This is a genomic window from Coprococcus sp. AF51-11b1 (assembly GCF_027682785.1).
Taxonomy (GTDB): Bacteria; Bacillota; Clostridia; order Lachnospirales; family Lachnospiraceae; genus Allocoprococcus; species Allocoprococcus comes.
Map to the genome: position 1 here is coordinate 1 of NZ_JAQCZB010000018.1, position 26661 is coordinate 26661.

Genomic DNA, 26661 nt, shown 5'->3' on the forward strand with positions numbered 1-26661 from the left:
TTACCATTTCTTTTATCATTCGCATAATATAGTCTTTTTCGTCTGTGAAATACATTTTTTACCTCCATAACTCCCGATTTTAATGTCTCTATTATACCATAATGATACTATTATAAAAAAGGAAAAAGAGCTCCTTCGAGCTTTTTGGGGTCAGTTCTGCAAACTGGAATTTGACTTTGTAACTATGACTTTTCCTTCAGAATCCAGAAGAGGTGTAATACCAGCCCCGTATCCAGATTTCCAACAAAGATAATTAACACCAGTCTCCTTATCTACAAGAATTTGGCGAACCCCATCATCCTTAAGCGAACTTCCATCTCTAAATATAACTTCAAATCTTTCTTCTTTCTTTGCCATGTTTATTTCTCCTCGTTAAGTGTTAATTTTCGATTTGAACGAGTCCAGCAAGGGGCTAATGCCCCTTATGCTTTTCTCTTTTCTTTTGCTGTTTCATTTCAAACATTCGCAGTTCTTCCGCTTCTTTTTTCTCTCTGCTTCTGATCTTACATTCCTGTTTATTCTGTTCCTGTTGTAATTTCAATGCTCGCTGCGATTTTGTTCCAATACCGGTTTCCTGCATTTGCCTTCTCGCTTCACGCTGCATCCTTTTTGGATTTCTCTTTATATTCTTTACAACAGCATCAACAGCCGGACTGAATTTCAAACTGGCATAATGTTTTTGGATATATTCCTGCACCTCATAATCTTTTGGCTCTGCACCAAAGGTTACTTTTGCTACAGACAACTTACCGTCCTCGATACGCTCAAATACGCCTATCCAGAATGGTTCTTCAAAATACACCGTCAGTTTTCCATTTACTTTGTCCATAAGAATCCCTCCCAAAATAATTGTTGAACAAAGAATGGACAACCCGGAGGGGCAGGTTACTTACCCTATTTACATAGGACGGCTGGGCTACCTACCAGCTCTAGTACATTGCTGAATGTACATTGCGTTTTTATCTTTGTATTTATAATCAAGCCATATGGCGCGATTAACTTAGAATGTCAAACAACGATTTATCCAATTAAGACAACTGAAATTTTATTCTTTGTCGTTCAAAAGATTATTTACTCTTTCAACTGGAAATCTGTCTTCAATGTCAATTATTTCAAACAAATTTAGGGGTAATTCTTTCTCTCCAATCAGAGTAAGATATTCATTAACAGCTCTGCGGTCAATCATAATTTTCCCATGACCGGCCCAATGACGATTGCTCTCTCTCTTTTTCAAGCCAGAAATCCAATATTCATCGCCGTTTTCAATATCTACATAGTTAGAATAACCACCATTATATTTTTGAAAAGCATGGTCATTAAAGTAAATGGTTTTCTTGGTTTTTGAAGTTTTCACATATCCAATCCATGCTGGACCATCATCAGAATATCCTGTTTTTAGTTCAATATACATTAAATCTTTAATCATTTATATCACTCCTAAATCACGATTTATCATCCCACTTTATTTCTTCTATTCGACTGTCCATTTCTTGTTTCTCTGTCATTTTTCCTGTTCATCAACGATATCGTAGCCCATATCAAGCATATCTAAAACTTTCGAATCTCTGACAGTTCCATCCATTGGAACTGCCAGCCAGTGTTTCTGATTCATGTACTTTGCCGGAGCAAGGTGATACATTTCGATATAATTGCTTATCATATCTGACTCTGCCTGAACTTCCATGATTGACATTACAGATTCGTCTGATTGATAAAAAATAGCATAGGGAATGTTATTTCTCTGGTTTTTAAAGATTGTGATCTGCTTTCCATTTTGTGTGATTCTCTCCGGGGTGGCTGGATATTGCTTTTTGATGTATTCAAATATTTCTTGTTGATTCATGAGAGGATTCCTTCTTTTTCACTAGTTCTTCTCTTTATTTTGTCGCAATTTTCCCCAGATTACAAGTATAATTTTTTATCTCTCCAATTCCATCAATTTATCACCCCATATCCCATGATGGAGGCATAATCCATCGCATAGTTTCTCTGCCGTACCTGATCACTGGAGTTTCCTTCCACTGTGTAGACTCTTCCACCTTCACATTTCTCTACGATTCCTACATGGTCCGAGTTTCCATCATGATCCCAGTCAAAAAAAATGATCATTCCGGCTGTCGGGGTTGTTCCGCCACTCTGCCACTTATTCTTTCCCTGAAACCAGGACACTCCATCACGGCACAATGAGAACTTTGGAACATTCCCACTTGTTATCAGACCGCTTTGATCTGCACACCAGCTCACAAAACAGGCACACCATTCTACCCGGCTGTCAAATCCATACCAGCTCCAGAACTTCTGACCGCCACTGTTTCCAAGCTGCCCCATCGCAACCGATACGATCTGCTGATTTCCAAACAAACCAGCAAACAGGCTGCCACCGGAATAATACCGCATCACATGGGGAACGTATTCGGGATCTCCGTAACTGCTCCATCCATGTGAAGCTGCCTGCTCCTGTGAAAATTGTAAAGCATTAGCTTCTGTGTATCCGCCTCTTTGCAGCGCCCATCCTATGTATCCGTTTCCATAGTTATATCCCTGCCATGCAAGTTTTAACTTATCCATATCCTGTGGGCTGCTGCATCCTGCCTGACTGATACAATCTGCAAAGGTCTGCACTCCCACCTCTATCGAATAATCCGGATCGGTAATAGAACCGGGACTGTGTGAGAATCTTGTATTATACGGACTTTCCGAACACTGCATCGGGTCTGTTCCCCTGCCTCCAGATTCCTGCATCATGATGGCCTGAATCGCAGATACATATTCTGGGATACCATATTGGGATGCATACTGCTGTATCACCGAAGTATAAGCCAGCACCTCATCACTTAGAGATTCGGAACTTTCCGAACTACTGCTGAAGGCTGCTCCTGCAATGATTCCCACAATCAAAATGAATACCAGAAGAAATGCACCGCCTCCGGCAGCAATCCATTTCCCCATTTTTTCAAGAGCTACTACCCCTTTTTGAATCGCTGCTGTAATTCCCTGTACGGATAACTTTGAACCCTTTCCAGTTACCTGAAAGACTGCTTTTCCACTTTCTGCCGATGCCTGTGCTGATTTTCTTGCCATCTGGACTACTCTTGCTTTCTGCATCGCCTGAATGCTCTTTTCCACCTGCTGTTTCTGCATGGATGCCTGTGTCTTTATTTTCTCCTGAGACAGACCGGATACTTTTACCACTCTCGGTGCTGCTTTCACCTGCCGTTTACCATTCTCCTTGGCAAGTGCCGCCTGCTCCGGTTTCAGCTTGATTAATTTTTTTCCACTTTCTGCCCCCTGCTCCATTGCTTCTTCAGCGGCTTTCGCTTCTTCCTGTCTGCTTTTTCTTTCCTTTATCTTCCTGTAGGTCACTCCGGCAAGTTTTTTTCCACCTTGATATGTGGTTTTTCCTATAGTTCTTCCCGCCACACTCGCCGCCCTGTACTGTACGGATTCTATTTTTTCAGTTCCATATTGTGTTGGGGAGTCTGACTGCCCACTGCTTTTCTCATGTAGTTCCCTTGGCTTTTCTTTTGCTTCCAGAACCGCTGAGCGAACCAGTTCTTTCGGAAGCCGGGTAGCCGGATTTCGAATCTTCGGATTCTTATCCATTACCCGTTCCTTGATATCTCTCATCCGGTCACCCTCTTTCCGTATCTCTTATCTCATCGGGCAACATCCCGATGTTTCTTTTTTTCCTGCTGTTTCTGCAACTGCTCCAACTGTCTGATTGCTTCATTTACCAGTGGATGCTCGTTGTAATATGGCACAAGCTCCAAATCACCCCTGTCTTTTGATGACAACGGTAATGGATATTCCATGTCTGAATAAATTGATTCTGGATCATGGATAGAAAACTCAATAGCCGGACACATATTGGCAGATGTTCTACAATACTTCTGGTACTTTTTATATGCCTCTTCCAGCGTTCTGCATTTTGTATATTCTCCTAAATCATGGAACTCACCGCACTCTGCAGCATAAAAAGTTATCGTTACTTCTTCTTTTTTCTTCATTATGATTCTCCCGGTTTTGTTGTCATTAGTTTATAAAGGTCTGTATTCTTTGGGAACGTATTCTCAAATGGTACGATATTTCCAGAGCAACGGATCAGACCACTGCCAACCGATACATTTGTAATATAGGACAGTTGGTTTTCGGAAATATTCAAAAGAGCTGCCAATTCTTCCCTGTCTGTACTTGCCTGATTCAAAAGAATCAAAAACTCACTGTTTGCCAACATCAGTCTTGCAGTGTCCGATTTCAGAAGTTCCTCAACATTTTGGGTTAAACCTGTCACGAATCCATTGTATTTTCTGATTCTCTTGTACAGTCGGTAGAAGAAATTTGCACTGTATTCATAGCGGAATAACAGATAGAACTCATCGGCAAATATCCATGTCGTTTTTCCTTCTTTCCAGTTCTGAATTACCCTGTTGAAAATACTGTCTAAGGTAACCAGCATTCCCAGTGGCATAAGCTGTTCCCCCAGTTCCCGGATATCATAATCCATGATCCTGTTCTTCTTATTCACATTGGTCGGCTGTGCAAAGGTGTTCAGGCTTCCATTGATAAAAAGTTCAGATGATAATGCCAGTCCTCTTGCCTCTTCTTCCGGCTGCAACATCAACTGTCGGTACATATCTTTCAGTGTCGGAACTTCCCCTGTATAACCACTTCGGATATAATCCCGGTACACATCTGCAGCACAGCGGTCCAGAATCGACTTTTCTTTTGCCGACAGGTTTCCTGCTCCAACCAACTGTTCAAATACAGACAGAATAAACTCCGATTTTTCAATCAGTGGATTCTTTTCATTTCCGTAGGCTGCGTCCATATCCATTGCATTCAAGTGATTGTCTGATGTCGCAGATACTTTTACAACCTGTCCACCCAAGGCCTCTACTAATTTTGTGAATTCGGACTCCGGATCAAGAATCAGGATATCGTCATCGGTACTCAATGCCAGATGCACAATCTCTTCTTTTGCTGAAAAGCTCTTTCCTGATCCACTGACACCCAACCGGAAACTGTTTCCATTCATCAGTTTCTTCCGGTCGGCTACCAGAAGGTTCTTGCTGACTGCATTCTGCCCATAATAGATACCTCCCGGCTGCAGGATTTCCTGTGTATGGAACGGGATTAAAACAGCCGTTGATTCCGTTGTCAGTGTACGCAGGGCATTGATCTTTCGCAGTCCATAAGGAAGCACTGTATTGAGTCCGTCCACTTGCTGCCACTTTAATGTTGCCATCTGACACAGATGCTTTCTTGCGATTGACAGAATCAGTTCCGTATCGGAATCCAGTTGCTTTTTGCTGTCTGCCAGATGTACCATTGTCAAAATCCCGAACATCATACGCTGGTCTCTGGTTGTCAGATCATCGAGCATTTCCTTGGTTTCTTTTCTCTGAAGTTCCATATCGTATGGTACGATTGCCGAGAAGTTATTATTAGCGTTCTGCCTTCTCTGCCAGTTGGTCACGTTAGTTTCCACACCAAGCAGTCGGTTCTGGATTTCCCTTACCGCTTCATCCGTAGGGACTGGCAGGATATCAATCGACAACATCAGATTCCGGCTGAAGTCACACAGTTCTGAAATCATGTCATCTTTGACATAACTTGCATAATCCTGCATATACAGGACTCTTCCGTACCTGTCACCGATTTTAAAATGGTCACGTTCAAATTCCATAGAATCCGGACACATCCAGTCCTTGAAACTTGTTCCCTTCTTGGCAAATTGTTTCAGATCAAATGGGAATGCCTGTGGGACATCTCCCTTGAAGAAATCCCTGAAAATCTGGAGCCGGCTCTCTGCGTCCAGTCCTTCTGCTGTGGACGATAACTTTGCCAGATGTGTTACGATGTCTGTTCCGATACGTGCAAAATAGGTTCTTGCATCATCAATCGATCTTTTATGTACACTGACGGTCAGATACCGTTCCTGATAGATGCTGTTGTTTGTTCCTGTAATCTTAGACAGGAGCATTTCGTTGTATTCTTCCCGATAGTGGTCCAGTCCATCTTCCTTCATTGGAAGCAGAATAGACTTTTCGAATTCTTCTTTATTGATTCTCCGGTTATTGATGGTAATTTTGGCAGAAATGCCGGAATCCAGTGAATTTAAGAGTTCGGAATAATCCAGAAACATTTCTGTCTTATTGTCCTTACTCGCAATATAATAGTTGATATCTGTAAAACGATATGTTTTTGAGAATTTCGTTCCCTGTTGAAAAATTCCATCCGGCCAGATTCGCTGGATGGGAATTGCCTGTTGGACGGATTTCGGAACTTTGAAGCGTTCCTTATCCATCCGAAGTGCCTGACTTAAGGTTTTAATCAAAGGCATCACTCCTTCCCTTGCGTTTCTTTCTCTGTTTTGCTTCTGCTTTTTGCTCCCGCTCTTTTATGATTTCTGCTCCATCCTTTTGATTCTTTTCTCCCAGCGAGATGGTCTCCTGCATGCAGGAGTAGTAGATATCTTCCGACTGAAACACCAGTTTCTTCGGATACAGCAATTCGGATTTGATCACTGCCCATAAAAACTGTTCGGCTGTCATACCATGATATTTGAAAAAGCCACAGGCAGCAAATGGAGCAGCACCAAGCACACACAGCCATCCGGTTATTTCCTGTCCGGTAATATCACGCATTCCAAAGTAAATTCCGACTGCTGTAAGAATCGCAAGAACAGAACACACACATTGTCTCAGGTCCAGTCCCATAAACATGGATTCCTGATAGTCCCTGATTTCTTTGTTCATCTTTACTTCCATAAATTATCGTTCCTCTCCCCTGTTTTGTTTCTTCGTTTTCTGTGGTTTTTCTTTCGGTACTTCTATCCCGGCAAATCTACAATGTTCTGCAACGCCTTCCGGATCAAATTCCGCAAGTCTTGCTAGATCAAACGCTACCTTCTGATAGGTTGCATATCCTGATCTTCCTGTTTCATTCAACACTTTTCCAAGTTTATGTTCCTTGATAAAATGAAGCATATCCTTGGTAAAATCTCCTGTTATAAAAGCCTCATTTGGCTCTAAGAACTGATAGGGCAGATTAATGGTTACATCTCCAAAATCTTCCCATTCTCTCCCTTCCTTATGGCAGAGTCCTACATATAAATTTCCATTGTTCCGATAAGAGCTCACTCGTATCGCTACTGTCTCACATCCGAATTCCCAGTTATATCTTAATGTTTTCTTTGTATCCATATTTTTAACCTCCAAGTCCCATCATTTCTCTGACAATACGGTCAGATGCCTTAATTGCTCCAACCAACACCAGTAAATTAAATACCAGTTCTCCCACATAGTTCCACACGATTGTAACTGCACTCAGCTCTGTATCTCCGACAGCCGGAGGGCTTGCCGCATAAGCAGAAAAGATAATACACGCCAGTGCAATAATTGCCCCTTCCAGACATACGCCTATATATGAACGGATAAAATTCTTTCCGATGGACTGCGTGGGTTCTCCTGCAAACGAGGAAATCGGAATCGGGGCAATTGCCGTATACATATAGATTTTGAACATTCTGCCATACACTGTCAGAATCATCACAAATGACAATACAGTAATCAGCAGACTGCCAAGCAGTGTGACAATCCACAACGGAATGGATTCCAGCATTCCCACGCTCTCAATCTTATCTACAATCTCCGTTGGCAGTTCCGTCACGCTTCCTGCCATACTGGAGCCGCTCATTACGGCTGTCACGATTCCCTGCACGATGGAAAACAGTGCCTGCATAAGTTCCATTCCGTATGTGATTGCTCCCTGAGCAAGAGCAAACCGGATAAATGCTTTTAGCACATGTTCCGGCTTTTTCAGATCTGTAAAACTGCCACACGTTTTTATGATTCCGGCTGCAAAAAATAACACCAGTAATCCATAGGCAATGGCTGTCAGTGCATCATTGATATTTGTCATAATCCGCCAGATGCCGCCACCCTTAAAAGTTGCCGGATTTTCAGTCAGCAGCGTCCACAGTTCTGCCATCTTTTCACTCCATGTGGATAGTGCTGAGTTTAGATTCTGTACAATCCAGTTGTCACTCAAATATTCTCACCTCCCTGAACATATTTTTGAATACAGGAGTACCTTCCGGCACTCCTGCTGTTTCCTGATATATTTTTTCAAAGAGGCTTACGCCATAATCAAATCGAGGATTTCTTTGGCAAACGTAATAATTACTCCTCCGGCCAGTGTCAGAAATCCATTTGCCCTCTGGCTTGGATCATGGCTTTTTAAAGACAGACCAACCTGCACAACACCAAATCCAAGCAAAATCAAACCGATCGCACGAATCAGAGAAAAAATAAATGTAGACAAGTTATTGATAACGGACAACGGATCTCCGGCTGCGAATGCGGTCGTTGCTCCAACCGTTACGGTCAGTACCAGCGCCATGTAAAGGCTCATCCACTTTTTCTGTTTTCTCCCCATCGGCATCGGGGTTGTCATTTTTTCAGTTGTATTCTTTTTTGTTCTATTTTTTTCTCCTGTGAGAAGTTTCTTCAATACACATCACTCCAATCCATCAAAAAACTGCTATTCACCAAGGATGTCCTCGGTAGACAGCAGTTCGTAGTCGTCTAATCTGTTAATGTCAATCTTTAGGTCGTCGTGAGCCAGTGGTGTTTTCGCATAATCATAAGGCGATGCACCACCGTCCTCTGTGTATCTGAAATTCACATGCTTTTTTAAATCATATTTATCGTCCATGATTGGACGCTCCCCACGAATAAACAAAATCGCTTTGCGGTTATCTAAAAGCCGTATTTCATCCGGTGTTAAAAGTTCCCTTCCAGTCTGCTGATAATTCACCGAATAGCTACCGCTACGCCCTTTTGTCTGTCCGTAGGTATTGGTATCCAATGTCTCTTTTCCCAATAATTCCGAGACATACTTATGTCCTTCTTTTTCATTTCCACCCAAATATAAAAATTCATCGCAGTTACCGATCAGGCTCTCATACGAGTCTTTAAACAAGGCTTTCATCTGTGCAATGTTCTGGATGATGATACTGCAGGAAATCCCTCTGGAACGCATGGTTGCCAGAATCTTGTCAAAGTCATCCGGCAATGCTACGTTTGGCCATTCATCCATAATGCAGTGTACCGGAATCGGAAGCCTTCCTCCGTACTTCCGGTCTGCCACATAATACAGTGTCTGAAACAGATTGCTGTAAATCATGCCGACCAGATAATTCATACTGGTGTCCGCATCTGGAATACAGCAAAACAGTGCCACTTTTTTCTCCCCGATACTGTATAAGTCCAGTTCGTCTGTACAGGTCAGATTGGCGATCTGTTTCAGATTGAACGCTGCCAGACGGACACCAACAGAAATCAAAATAGATTTCGCAGTCTTGCCGGCCGCCTGCTTATAAATGGCATACTGCTTGACCGCAATACTCTCTGGGTCCCGCATTTCCAGTCTTTCAAACAAAATGTCCAATGGTGACTGGTAATCCTCATCATCTTCTTTGACCTGTGCACTGCCAAGCATTTCCATGATCATCGGGAAGTTCTGTTCTTCTGGTGGAGCTTCATGCAGCAAATACAGCATAAGTGCCTGTAAAAGTGCAGTCTCGGACTTCTCCCAAAACGGGTCTGAGCTCTGCGCTCCCTTCGGTGTTGTGTTGCGGATCAGGTTATTGATCAGCTTCAGTACATCCTTATCATCCCGGACATACGCAAACGGGTTATAACACCAGGAAGTCTCCGGATTGATCAAATCAAAAACCCGGACTTCATATCCATTCCGTTCCAGAACACCTCCTGTTTTGCGCAGAAGTTCCGCTTTCGGATCTGTGATCACCATCGAGCAGTTGCACTGCATGATGTTCGGAATCGCATAGGTCCGGCTCTTTCCTGCCCCGGAACCTCCGACTACCAGCACATTTAAATTTCGTTTATGCTTATATCCATCCAGTCCCATGCGGAAATGCTGTGTCAGAAGCAGATTATTCGTGTACTGCTTTTCGCAGTAACGTCTGCAGATTTCGGACACGTTGCCCCATTTTGCGGAACCATGTTCCACGCCTCTTCTATAATTTCTTTTTTGGGATTCATAAATACCAATGCCTAAGAAATAGGCTGCTGTGAATATCAGAATACATTTGAACGTATACGGTGTATACGTGATAAAAAACGGCTGTTCGAGTTTTTCGCTCAGCGTTTCTAAGATTTGAATAAAATTCTTATCCGGTGTAATGGCACAAGCGGTAATCGCTGCCGCCCACCAGACAAATGGCAGAAAGACAAGATACAGAACCCAGTCCTGCTTTTTTGTACTTATCTCTGCAAGTCAGATTCTCTTTTCTTGCGTGGCTTTTCTTCTGGATGTCCCTGTCCTTCTTTCTTATGAAAGGAATCCACCCCCGGTATCAGTGAGAGACTTCTGCCGTTGTCCCACTTAACACCGAGCTGGCCTGCATCATCCACATACTGCACAGTTCCTTCCAGTCCCTGCGGCATACCCGCTTCTCCGTCCATCGAATTCAGACAGATTCTTGTTCCTGCCGGATACTGTTCTCTAAGTCTTGCCACTTTTTCTCTTGAATAAATGACCAATCAACCACTCCTTTCTCTACCAGAACATGTGTCTGGTGGTATTCGGTTTTGCAACCTGAATAATGATTTTATCTATTCCATCACTATATCTTCCGGCTGCAAGATATTTACTTCTAAGCCTGTTCAGTGCCTTACGGATCTGCCTTTGTTCCCCGGCTGTAATCTGCAGCCGTTTCTGGGCGAGGTCGTATTCACTTACTTTTTTCAGAAGAGCTTTCGTTTCTTCCAAACATTCATCCTGCTCACTCTGTGCCTGCAGCTCATCATTCAGTGCCACCACGAACATATTTTTCATAATGTTATCCATCTTCAAATAGTATTTTGTCATCTGGCTGACCTCCTTTTTTTGTTACACCAACCATATCACAAGACCTCCGTAATAGCTACTCCAACCGTCCAACTTTTTCACTTTTATCGTTCCGGCTGGCTCTTTGCTTTTTTCTCTTTTCCGGATGCTTTTTCAGATGGTTTTTCATCCTTGGTTTCCGGTATTTTTACAGGGTCTCCGATTGCGAACTCATCGGTTATATACTCCTGTTCCTTTGCACCAAAATTGCGTTCGATATGGTTTCGTATACTGTAGGAAGCCTGACGGACATCATTTAAAAAGTCTCTCAGTTCCTGCGGATCTTTCTTTCCGCATTCATTCCTCTGTGCAATATACTCCAGATTGAATCCGGTAACATCCACACCATAACGTTTCGCAATCACATAGGCTGCACAATAAGCCTGTGCACTGACTTTCTGTCGGCTGTAGGTTCCGGTATGCTGGTCCAGTGCTGCACACGCCAGTTCTCTGTTCAGTGCATGGAATGTCGTTACTTCACTCATTCCGTTGCGGATATAAATGGTACGGTATCTCGGATTGTACTGGGCCTGCACTTTGTCTGGCAGATCATCCTCAATCTGCACACGTACCGACTGGTCTTTTAAGACAGTTCCTATCAGTTCTGTCAGACTTCGCTGAGGGCGTTCTTCCAATGGCTTTCCTGACATCTGACTGATGTCAAATCCTTTTCCGATCGTATACCCTCTCCGCATTTCACCGTCTTTTTCGTATTCAGTGGAAATCATATAAGTAATGCCATGCTCCCCTGCTTTTACTGAACGGTGTTCTTCTCTCCAGCGTTCATAAGACCTTACTACCTTAAAATCTGGATGCTGTCCGTAAATCAAAAGCAGATTCGGAGTTCTCTGTGTATTACACTCTGCCATAAAATCCAGAAAGCCTTTCAGTTTTTCTCCATCCTGAAAAACTCCCTGTGCCTGTGAATCTACTTCAGCCCATACCTCTTCTCTTTCCTGCTGCTTCTTGGCTGCATATTCTTCCTTGGTCAATTTCTGTTCAGGAATCTGCTGTTCTTCCGTTCCACCTGAAATCATATCTGTTAAATCCATATACATTACCTGCCTTTCATTTTCATATTCTTACGTTTCTTCCTGCTCTCTCTGGCATTTTTCCGTCTGTCCGGCCTCTTACGTTTCTCTTCCTGTTCCTTACGGATATCTCCGAGTTCTTTCCGCACAGATGGTTTTTCATTCTTTTCTTCCCAGCTAGTTTCCCGACCGGAAGAAATATTTTTGTTGCGCGAGAAAGGTTCGGACGGATTCTTTGCTTTCCCCTCCTGCGCATGTGTAAAATTTCCTTCCGGGAAAGCCTCATCCCCGATCTGGAACATTTCTTCCGCATCATCCAGTTCAAATTCTATCTTGCCTTCCGGCAGGACAACGGTCTCTGTCCGTACATTCTCCCCGGTTTCTTTTTCCATCTGGTTCTCTGCCTTTTCCGGTGCATTCTCTTTTTCCACTGCTTCTGTAACCATAGAGCCTGATTCTGCTTTTACAAAATCCAGATTCATCCGGTCTAATACCCGGTTCATCTTTGCTGCATCATCTGCAAATACCATGACCTCTGTCTGATCCGGATTCACCTTATCTTTGATGACAACATATAAGATACCTCTCGCTTTGGCTTCTTTCGCAAATTCTTTTAAGCGGTCACCCGGAACGGTAAAAAATTTCATCGGGCGCTGTTCCTTTAACATTCTGGTAAGCCTTGTTTTCCCTCTTGTCTTTTTCTGATCTTTCAGGGCGGCCACAATAAAGATTGCCACATGCTTTGCCACATTTCCGGTAATCTTCAAAGAGTATTCCATTCCTTCCAGACTGTACCGCACCACCTGATCTGCCGGTTCTGCTCCGTAATTCATACTTATCTCACCTCCTGACTCTCTTTTTCTTTGTGTTCCACACGTTTCTCATTCTGGTTTTGTTCTTCTGCCTTTCGAAGTCTTTCTTCGATTTCCAATGAATGCTTTTCAATCCGGATGGTCATACGGACTTCTTTTCGGAGATTTTTTAATTCCTCATTGATTTCGGACAGCCGTACTTTTCCACTGTCTTCACTGTCATTCCGATAGAGCTTTCTGCGTTCCTTCATCAGTTCTGAAATCTGCTTTTGTAACGGCTCACGGTATGTGGCAAGCTGTTCTCTGGTCGTAATGTCATGTTTCATTAAAAACTCAATCTGTTCGATCCTCTGATCCAGTTTCCGGATATCCTCTCTGACGGCATACGGACTTCTTCTCGGTCTTTTTGGCAGTACTCCCATCTGATATAAATAGGAATAATATAATGCCTGTATCCCGGTCAGTTTCCTCTTTGGATGAATCTGCACCGGCTTTTGATAGATGCGTTTTACTTTTGGCTGTAAGATCTGTCCACGGATCTCCTCTTCGGAATAATTTTTTCCAAGAGATCGTAGCCGGATGTACCGTTCCATTCCCGGAGCCTTTAAAGCGATATATTTCCGGTTCAGTTTCCATGTGTATCCACGCTTTTCCATTTCTTTTAAGAATTGTGACCAGGAGTAGCTTTCCTGTACAGACTCCCTGATATCCAGACGGATCGCACTTCTCCATGTCGGTTTCCCTTCCTGCTCTGCTTTCCACTGTACATAAGGGATTGATTTTTTCTGGTCGGATTCAATGATAGACAGACCATATTTTCTGCACAGCTCATCGGAAATCTTCCGGATCTCCGTATAATAACTCTTTGCGTTGCTGTGGTACTTACGCCCGTCTGCCATGCTCACAGAGTTCCAGACAATGTGGTTATGATAATGTCTGGTATTCAGATGCGTTGTGATAACAACTTCATACTGTCCCTTTAAGAGCCGGTCTGCCAGTTCCTGTCCGATGAGATGTGCCAGTTCCGGTGTCACCTCACCTTCTGCAAAACTCTGTACCAAATGGTATCCTTCCACACCGCCCGTCTTATGGAATCTCTTTTTTGTTGCCACCATATCTGCATACGCATTTTCATTGGTACATCCGATGGTATCTTCGAAGACCGCCTGTTCCGTCTTTGTCCGGTTCATGGCATAATCAATGGCAGCCTCCAAAGAGTCTGCTTTCTGTGTGGTTTTTTCTTTGTCTTTCACATATTCGATAGAACGGTCCAGGCGGTGGACGGGGATAACACTTGTATAAGCCATCTGTCATTACCACTCTTCCTTTACCAGATGCCATATCTCTTTGGTAAGCCGGAGCATTTCCTGCACACTCTGCTCACTTGCCATTCCCGAAGCGTTCGCAACATGGGCAAGCTGGTTCGCATTATTGCACAGACCCGCTATCTTCCTAAGCAGTTCCGGGTGATGCTCACAGGGTTTTGCGTGTACCTGTGCTCCTAAGATCAGCGAACGCATAAACTCTTCCCGGCTCAGTCCGCTTTTTTCCACCTGTTCCTCCAATTCCCTGAGCTCCCTTGCATTTAACCGCACCGGGATCACATGGTTTCGTTTTCGCATTGCATCACCGTCCCTTCTCTTTTCTCTTTCATCATATCGCCAAGCTCCTGATCCGACCGTTTCGCAGTCACCATGCAACAGGTCACCACGACTCCGAAACAACCTCCAAACATCAATGCGATCATAATCATGACTCCGTCTCTTAACATAGCTTATCCTTCCTTTCCATGTTCATTTTGTATTCGGGGGATTGGGGTTCTCCCCAAAGTGCGTTTGGATATCCAAACGCTATGCTTGCAAAACGAGTACCACCAGTTTCTGTAGCACCGGATTAACTCGATTCTGATTTATTTTGATTCTTTTATCTGTACCAGTCCATCAAGTGTCGTACAAATGATATGGAGTCTGTCTGCCATACTGATTTCGGTATTCATTGTTCCTGTCACTTCTTTCCCACATACAACTACCATCCGGCATCTCCGCAAAAGAATATGGGACATTCTTCCATATCCCTGCATATCTTCTGCATCGGACTCTTCCAAGAATGGTGAGAATACAAATCTCGGACAGATTGGTACATACCCAAGTTCATAGATTTTTCTGCAATATTTCTGCACTTTTACCCGGCTTTCTTCTGCTGAACAGCACACATAAGCCAGCGCCTGTTCCATACGCTCCATCTCCTTCCTGCATCCAGTTGGATGCCACTGCTTTTTCTCTATAAAAACAAGATGTCCTATTGGACATCCCGACTACTTTTCATCCTCTTTCTGCTCTGCTTCTAATGCAATTCTCACTCTGTCACTTCCCAGTTTGTAGTAGGCATCTGTTACCTCAATTCCCACTGCACGATAACCTGTCACAACCGCTGCAAGGACAGTCGTTCCTGCTCCGGCAAACGGGTCCAGGATCAGACCTCCCGGTTCGCAAATCTGAATGACATCTTTCATAAGCTGCAATGGTTTCTCTGTCACATGAATCCGGTTTTGCGGATTTCCATATCGGAAAACACCCGGCAGACAAGATACCGGACGGTTGATCGGCATCGGTCCGTTACTACCCCACACAATGTATTCAGCCTGCTGGCGGAAACGGCCTTTCTGTGGACGGGAGTTTCCCTTATCCCACACCGCTGTTCCTCTCCAGATCCATCCTGCCCACTGCAATGCATCGGTAATCGATGGATACTGACGCCAGTCAATGAACAGGCAGATCGGAGCACCTTTCTTACAGGCTTTCCGCACATCATAAAGCCACTCAGCCATCCAGTGTGTCCAAGATCTCTGGTCTTTATTATCTCCATCGAAATCCGGAAGTGCATTCGCAGCACTCATACTGCTGTATTTCTGGTTTGTAGTACGATTTCTTTCATTCTGCTTTGTTCCACCGGACGCATACGGTGGATCGGTAATGACTGCATCAAAGATTCCTGGCTGGAATGCTTTGACCAGTTTTAATGTATCTCCATGTAATATTCTCCAGTTTTCCCCTTCGGCATATTCCTCTGGGTATGTTCCCTCTTTCATAAGTTCTTCCAAACTCAGGTCATTTGTCATAGGCATCATCCTTTCTTTTCTCAGCGTTCCGGCTGATTTTTCTTCTTTGTCTTTTTATTTTTTTGGGACGGCGGACTCAACTCAGTTTCTACATATTCGCTGATAATCAAAAGTGCTTTGTAATAGTCCCCACTTTCCGATACCCTTTTACACATTTCTTTTGCTTCTGCTGTCTGTTTATTCTTTTTCAAAAGAGTTGAGGCATCGCCCATAATGGAAAAAATATTCCCATTATGTCCAAGGAGCTGTAACTTGGGACGTTGTTTCTCAGGCTTTGTCGGAATCTGCTCTGTTTTCTTTTCATACATTTTCGGCTGTTCCATATCCGGATGCCAAAAATGCACATTCAGCGTTCCTCCATCTACCTTTATATCCCTCTGCTCAAATCCTTCACCCCAACCGTCACTGTACTGTCCTGTAATGTATTCGGTGAATTCCTGTAGTTCTTCCTGACTTAAAAATTCATTTAATTCCAGTTTGGTACATCCGTACAGGATTCCGTCTTTGTTTTCTATCGTAACAACTGCACTTTGTATCTTTCCCTGAATGGACTCACTTCCGTCAAAATACTGCATGAGATCATCTTCCCCATAGCGTTTCAGTTCTTCTCGGATGACTTCTTCATAATCGGCAAGTTCTGTTCCATCTAACGGCATTCCATATTCATCACTCTCCGACCAATCTTCTTCCCATTCGGATTCTTCTGAATAAAGATTTCCAGTCAGCTCTGTCAACAGATGTATGTGTATCGTTCCTTTTTCTTCCATTCTCTATCACCTTCTTTCTAATGGTCTGTCCCTGCATTTATTTGCCTGCTTTTTTTCTTTCGCAAGGTCTGCATAATCTGCCCCTTCTTTTTCCGGCAGATTGCAAATAATCTGATACGTTCCCTCGTAATGCTTTTTCATCTGTTCTTTCGCCCATCTCCCTGCAAAGTCATTATCGGTACAGATTTCAATTTCTTTGATTTCCGGATGATTCTTCAGAAATTCTTCCAGTGCGTCCGGCGGCTTTTTAAAACGTTCACTCTGTATCTGTGCGTTTTCTTTCGGAGCAGCGATTCCCCCAAGGGAAAGACGATATTTATCCCTATTTCCCTCTTCCAGTGTCATGTGTGCCAATGCATCAATACACGCTTCATATACGGCAACTCGCTTTGTTTCTCTTTCAGGTGGAATGCAAAAGCTGTACTTTTTTTCACTCCCGGTCTGCTCCATCTTGAATCCCTTCCCGTTTTTTTCATAGATTCCTCGCAGGAATGCATATCTTGCTTTTCTGGATTCATCTTTCCCAACAAAAACAGCGTTATGGTACGGGACACTTTCATAAAGGATTTCATGTGAAATACAATATGTGATCACTTCATCGCTGATTCCTCTGTGGTTTAAATAAGCCCTGATTCGTCTGCAATTACAATACCTCTCCGGCAACTTAAATGGCAGTTTTTCCCTTTCCACAGCCTGTGTCGGAATAAAAGACGGACTCTCTTCGCACAACAGTTTTACGGCATCTGTAAATTTCATTCCATCTACTTCAATCAGGAACCGCAGTGCGGACACGCCACCGATATCTCTGGATTTCCAATGCCATTTGCTGGACAGTTCATTGATTTTAAAACTGTCATGATCCGTCAACTGCCATTCATTTCTGGTCCTTGTCTTTTGCAGTCGCTGTGCCTGATGCGTTCGCAAATACTCATACGCAGTCATATTTTTTGCTGCCTGAATCTCTTCTTCCGTTACCCAGGGCATTACAGAATTGCATCCTGAAGAGCCAGTACCTTATCCGTCCGCTCCCAAGGAAACTCCTTTCTTCCAAAATGACCAAAAACTGCCGTCTGACGGAAAATCGGACGATTCAGTCGAAGGGATTCCATGATCTGAACGGGTGTCACTCCAAACACCAGTGGGATTGCTGCCGCCAGACAATCATCCGCACACACTTTTCCTGTACCAAAGGTGTCTACCTCAATCATAACCGGCTCTGCTACTCCGATTGCATAAGCCAAAGACACCTGACACTTGCTTGCAAACTCAGCAGCTACTATATTTTTGGCGATATACCTTGCCATATAAGCTGCCGAACGGTCTACTTTCGAACAGTCTTTTCCCGAAAATGCACCGCCGCCATGCGGAACCATACTGCCATAAGTATCCACCATCAGCTTTCTTCCGGTCAGTCCGGTATCTGCATCAAATCCTCCGCACACAAATTTTCCTGACGGATTGATCAGAATCTTCGTATCCTCATCCGGCGGCAGTAATCTGAGTGCTGAGCGAAGCACTTTCTCTCTGATCTCGGCATCTAACTTCTTCAGGTTCTTTTCTGCACCATGCTGGCAGGAAACAACAACACTTTCCAGTCTCACTGGTTTTCCATCTTCATATTCTACGGTTACCTGTGCTTTTCCATCAGAAAAGATATCTTTGATATATCCGCTTCTTCTGCAAGCCGAAAGTTCACGTGTGATCCGGTGTGCCAGAACAGTCGGCATTGGCATAAGCTGCGGAGTATCATCACACGCATATCCGACCATAACACCCTGATCTCCAGCTCCCCTGCTTCTGTCTCTTATCTTTGCGCCGATATTATCCCGAAATTCTTTTGACACACTTACTGCTTTCGCAATATCTGGACTCTGCTGGTGTACAAACGTATCCATCTCTATCCCATCTGTACAATATCCACACTCTTCTAAAACTTTTCGGATCACATCAAACACTGGCGGCTCATATCCGCTGGTGATTTCTCCTGCTACAAACACATTTCCTCTTGTAGCAAGGACTTCACACGCCACTCTCGAAGATGAATCGTAACGCAGACATTCATCTAAGATTGCATCTGCTATCTGATCGCATACTTTGTCTGGGTGTCCTTCTGTTACTGATTCTGCTGTATAAAAACGTCTCATCATTCTTCTCCTTATATACAGACAGGGCAGAAGCTGCTTTATGCACATCTCCTGCCCTGTCAGATTGGTTTATCCTGTAATTCTTATTTTATTTTTCTTCTGTTTCTTCTTTGTTGTCTGTCATTTTTGACTTCTTTCTGCGGTATACAGTCACTCCTGTAGCTGTTCCGGCAGATGCCAGTACAAGCAGAACAAACGGCCATACTTTCTGGTTATCACCTGTTTTTGGTGCATTTGTTTTTTCTGTTGTTTTCTCCGGTGTTCTGGCATCTTTCATTTCTACTTTCTGCACTTCCATCGTATCTTTCAATGTAAATGTAACATCTTCGGCAATCTCATACCCATCCGGTGCTGTGATCTCACGCAGAGTAAGTTCTTCATTGACCGGGAGCTTTGCAACGGAATGTGGCTTTCCATCCGTAATCCACTCTTCCAGAACAGTTCCGTCTTTGTCGATCACCTGAAGCTTTGCCCCTTCCAGTTCTTTCCCTGTGCTAATGTCTGTTTTGGAAATTTCCACTTTGGAATATTCGTCTTTCATTTCAACCTTTGTCACACTTCCATCTTCTTTGACTTCAAAGGTCACATCGCTGGCAGACACATAGCCGTCTTCATAAGGAGCCAGTTCTTCATGCAAAGTATAAGTTCCTTCCGGCAGACCATAAATCACATGATCTTCTTTGGTACTGGTCCATTCTTCCACGACATTTCCGTCTTTGTCGATCACCTGCAGTTTTGCTCCTTCCAGCTCATTTCCGGTTGTTGCATCTGTTTTGGTAATACGTGTTTCTGTCGGCTGATTCTCAACTTCTTTGTTCAGTTCAATCTTTGCAAGATTCTGATTTTCATAGGTTGCGTCTACATTCCATACTTCCTCATTTGGAAGATATCCGGCTTTTCTGACTTCCTCTTTGACATAGTATTTTCCATGTGGAAGATTGCTGTCGAAAGTAAGTGTTCCCTTTGCATCCGTTGCTTTCTTTTCCAGCAGGGTATCTTTCTCTACAAGAACCTCTCCCTGATTAGAAAGAATATCTTCCGCAGCATACAGTCCAAAAATAACACCTTCCAGCTTTTCGCCTGTGACAGAATCTTTCTTTTCTACTGATACAGAAACTTTCTGTCTTTCATTTTTATAGGTAACGCCTTCATAAACGACTGCCTGTGTATCATCCTCTGCTGTCAGGGTAAATTCTTTCTGTTCTGTATTCAGGACAAAATTCTCTCCTGCTACAACCTCTTTCAGATAATACGTTCCCAGTGGCAGATTGTAGATAACTGCTGTTCCATTTTCATCTGTAGTCAGTTTGGCTACCAGGTCATCTTTCTCATAACGGACAACTGGATTTCCTTCTTCGTCCTTTGCTCCGTCCGGTGAATAAATGGTATCTTTGGCATATACTTCAAACTGGGCACCTTCTACTCCGGTTTCTTCATATTTAAAATCTTTATAGATACCTGTTTCTTCTTTCCCGGATACCGCATTTTTTACCTTTGACACAAGCGTCTTTACTTTTTCCAGAACAGAATCTCCGGTTACTTCGGTAAGCTGTTCTCCTTTTTTCGTCAGGAGCAGGCTTCCCACCTGTTCATCGTTTTTCTGTTCTACCTCTACAATCGCTGCTCCTGTATCTGGATCAATCTGATGTGCAGTGTTTGAGGATACTGTAATTACAATACCGCTCTGTGGATTTTCTTTATATGTTCCTTTTGTAGTCTGCTCTAATGGTGAAATAATCGTTGTTCCATCATACAGGGACTCTTCGCTTCCCTGTCTTACAAATCCTTCCGGTGCTTTCACTTCTTCGATTCGGTAGGTAGAGCACTTCAGTTCCTGCGGTGTGATCAGATATCCTTCCTCGTTTGTTTCGAATACACTGATCTTTTCTTTCTTCGGATACTGAACAACCTGTTCCACATATTTCTTATTTGTCACATCGTAAATCTTATAAGATGTCCCTGCCTTTAAAACCGTATTTCCAGTCTGTGCATCTTTCTTCACGATTTTTAACAGGAACTCAAACGGACGGTCATCAAACACTCGCCACTGCATAGGTTCTCTGTTGTCATCTTCCACATTTACCACAAATGGATCGATGGTCTTCAGATTCTCCGGTGTCGTGCTTTCTACTACGACATAACTTCCATAAGGCAGTTCCGGGCTGACTGCATATCCTTTTGTATCCGTGATCAGTTCCGGCACTGGTACAGCTGTTCCATTCTCATAGGTGACTGCCACCTGCTCGTTACTGAAATCATAATTTTTAAAATCACTTGCCGTGTAGCTTTCTCCATTGGCCGGTTTCAGCTTTCCATTTTTCACCTGTGACAGGCTGCTGATCAGATATACCTGAAATCCTGCGCCTGCGACCAGGTCTGTTTCTGTCTGCTCTCCATCTTCACTGATCTTGATCAACTGGAATGCCTGTTTTTTCACCTGTTCTTTTACCGTAAGGTCTCTTGTCACTTCTGCAACATCTTGTCCCTCATAGGTTACGGATACCTCATATCTTGTAGTATCCAGTGTATATCCTTCCGGCGGAGTGATCTCTTTTACATACATTTCTCCAAGATATAATTCTGAGAACTCCAGTGTTCCATCATCACCGATGACTCCCTGCGCGATCAGGCTGTCCTGTTTATACAGAACTCCTGTTGTTCCATCCGGATGCACGATGTCCTCTTTGGCATACAGACCATACACCGCACCACGAAGAACACTGTCCCCCTGTGCCTTAAATGCAAGTGTTTCTTTATCGATCTTTGCGATTTTTACCCTTCCGGTGACTCTCTCATCGGTTGCTGTTACAGTCAATGTCTTTCCGGCTGCAACATCTACTTTATATACTTCTGTATTCAGTTTGTACCCTGTCGGAGCAGTAACCTCTTTTACATACACAGTTTTAAGTGCGGCATCAAAATAATCACTGACTGCTTTTCCGTCTGTTCCGGTTGCAGTCATCGTCATCAGCAGATTTTCGCACTTCTTATCGGTGTAAATACCGTAAACTGCTCCAGATAGTGGGTTCTGTGTATTGATATCTTTCTTCGTCAACTCAATACGTGTCATGTTCAGCCACTGTACGCTGAAGCTTACCGGAGCTGCTGTTTCGCTTTCGAATACACCGATATCCTGTTTGGAATCTCCGGTCGTCAGTACCAGCGTTCTCCATGTCTTTCCGACAGAACCGTATAAGTTGCCGGAAGCATAACTGCCTGTCAGCAACAGATCTGTCGACAGATAAAAGGTATCGCCGCCATAAATCTGGATCTTTCCATTTGTCACACTTGTTCCTTTAGAAAGATTATGTGCAGTCACATTTTCCGGCATACTGAGTGTCACATAGTTTCTGTGATCTCCAGACAGTGTGATATTCGGTGTTTTCTGAAGATTTCCATCTCTTACTGCATTCAGTTTCGTACTGGAAAGGCTCAGTTCCCCTTTTGGCGGTTCTTCCTGTCCGAACAGGTAATTGATATATGCGATCACCCCTGCATTTACAAGGTCATTATAATTACATCCGGTAAATCCGGCTTCTCCTGCATAAGCGTAGCTGGCTGCAATGTGTGTATACACATACTTTTCATCTTCCGTTTTTCCAGCCAGATAACTTCCTGTCAGATCTCCTGCCCCGCCATAACCATAATAAAGAACTTTCTGCAAATTTTTATTGCTGTCCAGTACCTGTGCCACATAACTTCCACTCGGTGGGGATGCTTTCTGGGACTGGAGACAGTATGCGATCTTTCCATTGACTGTGAACAGGCAAGTAAGATAATTTCCAAGATAGCTTGGATAATAAATGGTTCGCCCCTTTGTCAATGTAACTGTGGAACCGCTGCTTGTGGCTCTTTCAGCCGCAGACAGTACCATGACATTCCCTTCTTCAATATCTTCTTTGAGTTCTTCGATTGCCTGTGCAGATGCCTCTTCCCCGGATGCCTCGATCTCTACATCAGTATAGTTCTGCACAGGCGAGTCCGAATCATCTTCAGATTTTGTATCTGATTTTTGCTTTTCTCCACCATTGTCCTGTGCATGTGCCTGACCTTCCGTATCCGTCAGGATCACCTTTCGGCTGATGGTATAGCTGTCACTCTGATCCTTTGGTACAACCATGTAAGAGGCAATGTAAGTTCCGGCTTTGTCCGGATGGTATTCCCCACCATTTTCATCTTGGATGCTGATAAGCGTAACATCCTCTTTTTCTGCATCATAATGGATTCCTTCCATACTGGTTTCCACTGCAAATGTTTCATCCGAAATCTCTTTCGTAATATCGTCTGCCGTAACTGCCTGTTCTTTCTGACTCGTAACCGCCTGTTCGGATGCCTGTACCTCCTGCCCCACATCCGTCTGCTCGGCAGCGAACGCATTGGCACTGCTTAAGGTACTGACGCCCATCAGGACAGCCAGTCCAAAGGCTGCGATTCTGGTTTTTAAATTCTTCACCTTCATGTGTGTTTCCTTTCTGATAATAAATACATTGTTCAGTAAAATACCGCAGAAGGCTCTCCCTCTGCGGTAACATTTATCTTGTATATTGCTTTTCTGCTTTTTTCATTTCCTGTCTGGTGCGTTTTACTGCATCCATCACTGCCTTTGTCGGCAAATCATTTTCCAGACATCCTTCCAGAATTCCATCCAGATAAAATTTCGATGGTCTTGCCGGAACATCCTTATGAGGGGAGTTCATCGTGTATACGAATACTTCCCTTAAAGCTCCAGCCTGATCCTTTACCTGAATGGTTTCTTTCCCATAAAAATTTGGAAATCCTTCATAAAAATCCAGATTCTTTTCACAAGCTTCTGTGATCCTCCATAAAACTCCATCCACACAGCTTCCTTTTTCCGGAAGCACAGTTGCAACGCCATTTCCCGGAGCTCTGCCACGAAATGCCAGCCGGTAATCTTCCAGCCGGACATTTCCAACCACTTCCGCATCCGGACAGCGGAATCTCATCTGCCCCAGGTTCATGTTACTGCCATATGCAAAATAATATCTCTCTTCTATTTTTCTCACCTCGATCTGACGTCATCCGTCCTTTGCTTTTTCTTCAGACACTCATACGTGCTTTTGTCATATCTCCATGCCAGATCACCTTCCAGATTTGCCAGCAGATGTTTCCGCACATTTTTATATTCTTCTCCGATTAATCCGAGCCGCAACAAAAACGTTCGGAATGTAAACGCCGGGTTTTCTGAGATCGGTGTCTTTTTCATCTGGGTGGATCTCTGATTGATCGCCTGTGCGGAAATCGCAAGTGCCAGTGTAATGTTTGCCCTCACTTTTCCTGCATGAAGGGTACTTTCAAAACAGCGCCACTCCAATGTCCCTTTGGAAAATACAGCATGGAGGTTTAACGCATAATACCGGGTACTGTCATAATGATTATGACTTCCATCCCTGCCTCCATACCAGACATTTCTTACCCGGTCCATCGTAATGGATTTGTTTGGCATTTTTCGGATTTTTTCCAATACCTCCGGACGCACCTTCTGACAATAGCTGTACTCTCTTCTTTCCTGTACTTTCAGTGCTTTGAACAGGATATCTTCCTTTGCGTACATAATGGTCAGCGCATTTTTCAGACTCTGCGGTGTATGGTTCGCCGCATCTACATGAACATGCTGACCACAGGACTCATTGACAAAACCTCCATGTCTCCGCAGACAGCGTACAACTTCCTGTAATTTTCCCATCTCATCATAGGATAATTTCGGTGATACCATCTCTGTTGAATATTCTCTATCTGCTGATACGATTCGACCACCTGATTTTCTTTGTGTATCAATGCTTCCGTCAGACATGAACTTCCACTTTTTTCCTTCCCGATCTCTCGCTGACCATATTCCGTAATACGCACCTTCATAAACGGCTTCTGTCCCGAACAGTTCTGCTACAACTTCGGCAGCCCGTTGTCTGGTGATCCCTGTCATCTCGATTTCCGTACCAAAGTACTGATCCTGAATTCCAATCATCACCGACACTATCCTTTCTCAGACAGTTCCAGTTCTTTTCGCTCCGCATCTGCCTTTCGCAGTAATGCTCCGATTGCTTCGATCACCGTAACAGTTACCCCGTTCCCAGCCTGTTTATATAGCTGCGCATCCGATGTGCAGTCTATGATCTTATCGATCTGCCAGTCATAATATCCCTGCAGACGCAGACATTCTCTTGGAACCAGCCTGCGTATTCTTCCGTGATACAAGATGCCATGACGATCTGTTGCAGTAATCGTGAACATTGGTTCTTCCGGTTCCTTCATGCGTCTGCCGTTCTGCCGGACATTCTCTTTTGCTGGTGTTAAGACTGCTCTTGCTCCATCCTCTGCTAATACACCAGAACATTCTCCTTTGTATTTGTGGACACCGCATTGTCTGGTATTCAGGCTTCTGCATTCTTCCGTTACCACCGGCGGAGGTGAAAGATCGACAAAGTGCAGCGTTCCCTGTTGAACACCTGTTGTCAGGGTATGTGCGATCTGGTGTCCGACTCTTCCTCTCCTGCTGTTGAGATTCGCATAACCCAGATCGATGCTGTCCCCTTCTCTTGCAAGTTTGTAGCCGAGCTTTGTATTCTCTTTGATTGGAACACCTACATCATATAATCCTGTCTTGCCGCCCATTCCACCTGCCTGTGATGTCAGGGTACAGCTTAGTCCTTTGGGACTGTAGACTCTTTTCCCCTGACTTCCTGCCCGGATTTGAATAAGAGCTGCTCCATTTGTTTCTGGTTCAGGTAATATTTTTCCGGCACATCTGAAATCAAGATATCCGACAATATACACCCGTTTCCTTGCTTGGGGGACTCCGAAATCCTTGCTGTTAAGCACTTTCCATTCGACATGGTACCCCAGTTGCGAAAGCGTACTGAGGATGGTGCAAAATGTCCGCCCCTTGTCATGCGAAAGCAGACCGGGAACATTTTCAAGGATAAAATACTGGGGTCTTTTAGCTTTAAGAAGCCGGGCAATCTCGAAAAAGAGGGTTCCTCTTGCATCTGCAAATCCTTCCCGCTTTCCGGCGATAGAGAATGCCTGGCAAGGAAATCCTGCACAGAGCAGATCAAAATCCGGCATTCGTTCTGGTTCAATTGTTCGTGCATCACTACAATACCACTCCCCTTCTGTGTCAAACAGCAATCGGTAGTTCTTATCCGCATAAGTATCCACCTCGCAGTGTCCGACACAGGTAAATCCCCCTGCACGTCTTAAGCCTTCTCGGAATCCGCCGATTCCACTAAAGAGATCAAAAAATTGAATGGTTGCGGTTATCAACCTCCTTTGCTGATAAAAACAGGCGGCATGATCTTTCTCATACCGCCTGTTGGTTTCTCTGTATCTGTTTGTTACCATTCTGTTGGTTCTTCTGCTTTGGTTTCTTCTTCCGGTTGAGTTTCCTCGTCCGGTTCACTTTCTTCTTTCAGTTCGGCTTCCTCGTCCGGTTCGCTTTCCTCGCTCGGTTCGTTTTCTCCTTCCGGTTCGGTTTCCTCGTCCGGTTGAGTCTCTTCTGTTCCAGATTCTCCGGTTACAGGTTCCGTTTCTTCCATGCTGTCTTTGTTCTGCCATTCGGCCTCTGCCTTTTCCAGTGCCTCTTCGATGATCTGAATTAAGAAGTCTTTCTGTTTCATGCCTTTTTTTGCGATGACTGTTTTTAATCTCTGGAATAATTCCTCTGATACCTGTACTGCGATTGTTCTTGCTGTTCCCATGCTCATTTCTCCTTTTCCTGCAAGTCTTTCAAAATGTTCTTCGATGACCTGCTGTATAAATTTCTGTGTGCTGCTTTCTGTCAGTTCAATCTCTTCTCTTACTTTTTCGTGTAAGTCCTTCGGGATCTTTCCGCATATGTTCTTCATCTCTGTCATA

General features: G+C 43.9%; 29 protein-coding genes. All 29 read right to left on the reverse strand.

All coding sequences use genetic code 11. The annotated features are described in order from the left end of the window. Nucleotides 1-150: 150 nt before the first annotated feature. The 29 genes from PGY05_RS15225 to PGY05_RS15365 all read right to left on the reverse strand — a co-directional run bounded on the left by PGY05_RS15225 (nt 151) and on the right by PGY05_RS15365 (nt 26660). Entirely contained in the window at nt 151-357 is a 207-nt protein-coding gene (locus tag PGY05_RS15225; protein ID WP_270248134.1) for a DUF6440 family protein, read from the reverse strand. A 55-nt stretch (nt 358-412) separates the two neighbouring features. Continuing rightward, nucleotides 413-829: a YjdF family protein gene (locus PGY05_RS15230; protein ID WP_270213565.1), complete on the reverse strand. Its 417-nt coding sequence runs from the start codon at nt 827-829 to the stop codon at nt 413-415. Nucleotides 830-1045: 216 nt separating this feature from the next. After that, nucleotides 1046-1426, reverse strand: a complete 381-nt coding sequence (locus PGY05_RS15235; protein WP_004614497.1) for a hypothetical protein — start codon at nt 1424-1426, stop codon at nt 1046-1048. A gap of 75 nt (nt 1427-1501) precedes the next feature. Next, nucleotides 1502-1843 carry an MmcQ/YjbR family DNA-binding protein gene (locus tag PGY05_RS15240; RefSeq protein WP_004614498.1) on the reverse strand — a complete coding sequence of 114 codons (342 nt, stop codon included), beginning with the start codon at nt 1841-1843 and terminating at the stop codon, nt 1502-1504. A gap of 92 nt (nt 1844-1935) precedes the next feature. Then, the gene (locus PGY05_RS15245; protein WP_270248136.1) at nt 1936-3627 is read right to left on the reverse strand and encodes a lysozyme family protein; all 1692 of its coding nucleotides are present in this window, start codon (nt 3625-3627) and stop codon (nt 1936-1938) included. 29 nt (nt 3628-3656) lie between these two features. Continuing rightward, a complete protein-coding gene (locus tag PGY05_RS15250; RefSeq protein ID WP_151165045.1) occupies nt 3657-4007 on the reverse strand; it encodes a hypothetical protein in 351 nt (116 codons plus the stop codon). Further along, nucleotides 4007-6337, reverse strand: coding sequence for a VirB4-like conjugal transfer ATPase, CD1110 family (locus PGY05_RS15255; RefSeq protein ID WP_229027113.1), 2331 nt, complete (start codon nt 6335-6337; stop codon nt 4007-4009). The genes PGY05_RS15250 and PGY05_RS15255 overlap by 1 nt, the downstream gene beginning before the upstream one ends. Next, complete coding sequence (locus tag PGY05_RS15260) at nt 6330-6770, reverse strand: PrgI family protein (RefSeq protein WP_015513337.1); 441 nt, start codon at nt 6768-6770, stop codon at nt 6330-6332. The genes PGY05_RS15255 and PGY05_RS15260 overlap by 8 nt, the downstream gene beginning before the upstream one ends. A 3-nt stretch (nt 6771-6773) precedes the next feature. Further along, a complete protein-coding gene (locus tag PGY05_RS15265; protein WP_117657601.1) occupies nt 6774-7205 on the reverse strand; it encodes a DUF4313 domain-containing protein in 432 nt (143 codons plus the stop codon). A 4-nt stretch (nt 7206-7209) separates the two neighbouring features. Then, nucleotides 7210-8052 carry a hypothetical protein gene (locus PGY05_RS15270; protein WP_181973738.1) on the reverse strand — a complete coding sequence of 281 codons (843 nt, stop codon included), beginning with the start codon at nt 8050-8052 and terminating at the stop codon, nt 7210-7212. An 87-nt stretch (nt 8053-8139) separates the two neighbouring features. After that, nucleotides 8140-8457 (reverse strand): hypothetical protein, encoded by a 318-nt coding sequence (locus PGY05_RS15275; protein WP_006426976.1) that lies wholly within the window; start codon nt 8455-8457, stop codon nt 8140-8142. An 87-nt stretch (nt 8458-8544) separates the two neighbouring features. Continuing rightward, a complete protein-coding gene (locus tag PGY05_RS15280) occupies nt 8545-10269 on the reverse strand; it encodes a VirD4-like conjugal transfer protein, CD1115 family (protein ID WP_154301185.1) in 1725 nt (574 codons plus the stop codon). A 23-nt stretch (nt 10270-10292) separates the two neighbouring features. Further along, the gene (locus PGY05_RS15285; RefSeq protein WP_080543130.1) at nt 10293-10547 is read right to left on the reverse strand and encodes a DUF4314 domain-containing protein; all 255 of its coding nucleotides are present in this window, start codon (nt 10545-10547) and stop codon (nt 10293-10295) included. A gap of 40 nt (nt 10548-10587) precedes the next feature. Beyond that, nucleotides 10588-10899: a hypothetical protein gene (locus PGY05_RS15290; RefSeq protein ID WP_004614509.1), complete on the reverse strand. Its 312-nt coding sequence runs from the start codon at nt 10897-10899 to the stop codon at nt 10588-10590. Between the two features lie 83 nt (nt 10900-10982). Beyond that, a complete protein-coding gene (locus PGY05_RS15295; RefSeq protein ID WP_055172977.1) occupies nt 10983-11969 on the reverse strand; it encodes an ArdC family protein in 987 nt (328 codons plus the stop codon). A 5-nt stretch (nt 11970-11974) separates the two neighbouring features. After that, entirely contained in the window at nt 11975-12781 is an 807-nt protein-coding gene (locus tag PGY05_RS15300) for a PcfB family protein (protein WP_117657598.1), read from the reverse strand. A 2-nt stretch (nt 12782-12783) separates the two neighbouring features. Next, on the reverse strand, nt 12784-14067 hold the full coding sequence (locus PGY05_RS15305; protein ID WP_117657597.1) for a relaxase/mobilization nuclease domain-containing protein: 1284 nt from the start codon (nt 14065-14067) through the stop codon (nt 12784-12786). 6 nt (nt 14068-14073) lie between these two features. Next, nucleotides 14074-14382, reverse strand: coding sequence for a plasmid mobilization protein (locus PGY05_RS15310; RefSeq protein ID WP_006426981.1), 309 nt, complete (start codon nt 14380-14382; stop codon nt 14074-14076). After that, complete coding sequence (locus PGY05_RS15315) at nt 14361-14531, reverse strand: DUF3789 domain-containing protein (RefSeq protein WP_171054422.1); 171 nt, start codon at nt 14529-14531, stop codon at nt 14361-14363. Before PGY05_RS15315 ends, PGY05_RS15310 begins: the two co-directional genes overlap by 22 nt. Before the next feature lie 138 nt (nt 14532-14669). Further along, nucleotides 14670-14993, reverse strand: a complete 324-nt coding sequence (locus PGY05_RS15320; protein ID WP_015513330.1) for a DUF7768 domain-containing protein — start codon at nt 14991-14993, stop codon at nt 14670-14672. A gap of 81 nt (nt 14994-15074) precedes the next feature. Further along, nucleotides 15075-15878 carry a DNA-methyltransferase gene (locus PGY05_RS15325; RefSeq protein WP_330412442.1) on the reverse strand — a complete coding sequence of 268 codons (804 nt, stop codon included), beginning with the start codon at nt 15876-15878 and terminating at the stop codon, nt 15075-15077. Between the two features lie 20 nt (nt 15879-15898). After that, a complete protein-coding gene (locus PGY05_RS15330) occupies nt 15899-16645 on the reverse strand; it encodes a hypothetical protein (protein WP_117657595.1) in 747 nt (248 codons plus the stop codon). 6 nt (nt 16646-16651) lie between these two features. Then, the gene (locus PGY05_RS15335; RefSeq protein WP_004614519.1) at nt 16652-17629 is read right to left on the reverse strand and encodes a DUF3991 and TOPRIM domain-containing protein; all 978 of its coding nucleotides are present in this window, start codon (nt 17627-17629) and stop codon (nt 16652-16654) included. After that, nucleotides 17629-18789 (reverse strand): methionine adenosyltransferase, encoded by a 1161-nt coding sequence (metK, locus tag PGY05_RS15340; protein WP_181973737.1) that lies wholly within the window; start codon nt 18787-18789, stop codon nt 17629-17631. The genes PGY05_RS15335 and metK overlap by 1 nt, the downstream gene beginning before the upstream one ends. A gap of 88 nt (nt 18790-18877) precedes the next feature. Next, complete coding sequence (locus PGY05_RS15345) at nt 18878-23248, reverse strand: SpaA isopeptide-forming pilin-related protein (protein WP_117657593.1); 4371 nt, start codon at nt 23246-23248, stop codon at nt 18878-18880. A gap of 73 nt (nt 23249-23321) precedes the next feature. After that, nucleotides 23322-23813 carry a gamma-glutamylcyclotransferase family protein gene (locus PGY05_RS15350; protein WP_329753537.1) on the reverse strand — a complete coding sequence of 164 codons (492 nt, stop codon included), beginning with the start codon at nt 23811-23813 and terminating at the stop codon, nt 23322-23324. Then, nucleotides 23810-24772 carry an amidoligase family protein gene (locus PGY05_RS15355; RefSeq protein ID WP_055155833.1) on the reverse strand — a complete coding sequence of 321 codons (963 nt, stop codon included), beginning with the start codon at nt 24770-24772 and terminating at the stop codon, nt 23810-23812. The genes PGY05_RS15350 and PGY05_RS15355 overlap by 4 nt, the downstream gene beginning before the upstream one ends. Nucleotides 24773-24780: 8 nt before the next feature. Then, nucleotides 24781-26070, reverse strand: coding sequence for a DNA (cytosine-5-)-methyltransferase (dcm, locus tag PGY05_RS15360; RefSeq protein ID WP_024852695.1), 1290 nt, complete (start codon nt 26068-26070; stop codon nt 24781-24783). A 71-nt stretch (nt 26071-26141) separates the two neighbouring features. Next, entirely contained in the window at nt 26142-26660 is a 519-nt protein-coding gene (locus PGY05_RS15365; protein ID WP_117657592.1) for a hypothetical protein, read from the reverse strand. Nucleotide 26661: the final 1 nt, after the last annotated feature.

Coding starts and splice junctions, on each gene's coding strand:
- PGY05_RS15355 (WP_055155833.1), bottom strand. CDS start 24,772: ATGATTGGAATTCAGGATCAGTACTTTGGTACGGAAATCGAGATGACA.
- PGY05_RS15345 (WP_117657593.1), bottom strand. CDS start 23,248: ATGAAGGTGAAGAATTTAAAAACCAGAATCGCAGCCTTTGGACTGGCT.
- PGY05_RS15290 (WP_004614509.1), bottom strand. CDS start 10,899: ATGACAAAATACTATTTGAAGATGGATAACATTATGAAAAATATGTTC.
- PGY05_RS15320 (WP_015513330.1), bottom strand. CDS start 14,993: ATGGAACAGGCGCTGGCTTATGTGTGCTGTTCAGCAGAAGAAAGCCGG.
- PGY05_RS15265 (WP_117657601.1), bottom strand. CDS start 7,205: ATGGATACAAAGAAAACATTAAGATATAACTGGGAATTCGGATGTGAG.
- PGY05_RS15295 (WP_055172977.1), bottom strand. CDS start 11,969: ATGGATTTAACAGATATGATTTCAGGTGGAACGGAAGAACAGCAGATT.
- PGY05_RS15225 (WP_270248134.1), bottom strand. CDS start 357: ATGGCAAAGAAAGAAGAAAGATTTGAAGTTATATTTAGAGATGGAAGT.
- PGY05_RS15300 (WP_117657598.1), bottom strand. CDS start 12,781: ATGAATTACGGAGCAGAACCGGCAGATCAGGTGGTGCGGTACAGTCTG.
- PGY05_RS15230 (WP_270213565.1), bottom strand. CDS start 829: ATGGACAAAGTAAATGGAAAACTGACGGTGTATTTTGAAGAACCATTC.
- PGY05_RS15310 (WP_006426981.1), bottom strand. CDS start 14,382: ATGCGAAAACGAAACCATGTGATCCCGGTGCGGTTAAATGCAAGGGAG.
- PGY05_RS15260 (WP_015513337.1), bottom strand. CDS start 6,770: ATGGAAGTAAAGATGAACAAAGAAATCAGGGACTATCAGGAATCCATG.
- PGY05_RS15335 (WP_004614519.1), bottom strand. CDS start 17,629: ATGCCCTGGGTAACGGAAGAAGAGATTCAGGCAGCAAAAAATATGACT.
- PGY05_RS15245 (WP_270248136.1), bottom strand. CDS start 3,627: ATGAGAGATATCAAGGAACGGGTAATGGATAAGAATCCGAAGATTCGA.
- PGY05_RS15305 (WP_117657597.1), bottom strand. CDS start 14,067: ATGGCTTATACAAGTGTTATCCCCGTCCACCGCCTGGACCGTTCTATC.
- PGY05_RS15250 (WP_151165045.1), bottom strand. CDS start 4,007: ATGAAGAAAAAAGAAGAAGTAACGATAACTTTTTATGCTGCAGAGTGC.
- PGY05_RS15235 (WP_004614497.1), bottom strand. CDS start 1,426: ATGATTAAAGATTTAATGTATATTGAACTAAAAACAGGATATTCTGAT.
- metK (WP_181973737.1), bottom strand. CDS start 18,789: ATGAGACGTTTTTATACAGCAGAATCAGTAACAGAAGGACACCCAGAC.
- PGY05_RS15330 (WP_117657595.1), bottom strand. CDS start 16,645: ATGGAAGAAAAAGGAACGATACACATACATCTGTTGACAGAGCTGACT.
- PGY05_RS15325 (WP_330412442.1), bottom strand. CDS start 15,878: ATGACAAATGACCTGAGTTTGGAAGAACTTATGAAAGAGGGAACATAC.
- PGY05_RS15365 (WP_117657592.1), bottom strand. CDS start 26,660: ATGACAGAGATGAAGAACATATGCGGAAAGATCCCGAAGGACTTACAC.
- PGY05_RS15315 (WP_171054422.1), bottom strand. CDS start 14,531: ATGTTAAGAGACGGAGTCATGATTATGATCGCATTGATGTTTGGAGGT.
- PGY05_RS15275 (WP_006426976.1), bottom strand. CDS start 8,457: ATGACAACCCCGATGCCGATGGGGAGAAAACAGAAAAAGTGGATGAGC.
- PGY05_RS15240 (WP_004614498.1), bottom strand. CDS start 1,843: ATGAATCAACAAGAAATATTTGAATACATCAAAAAGCAATATCCAGCC.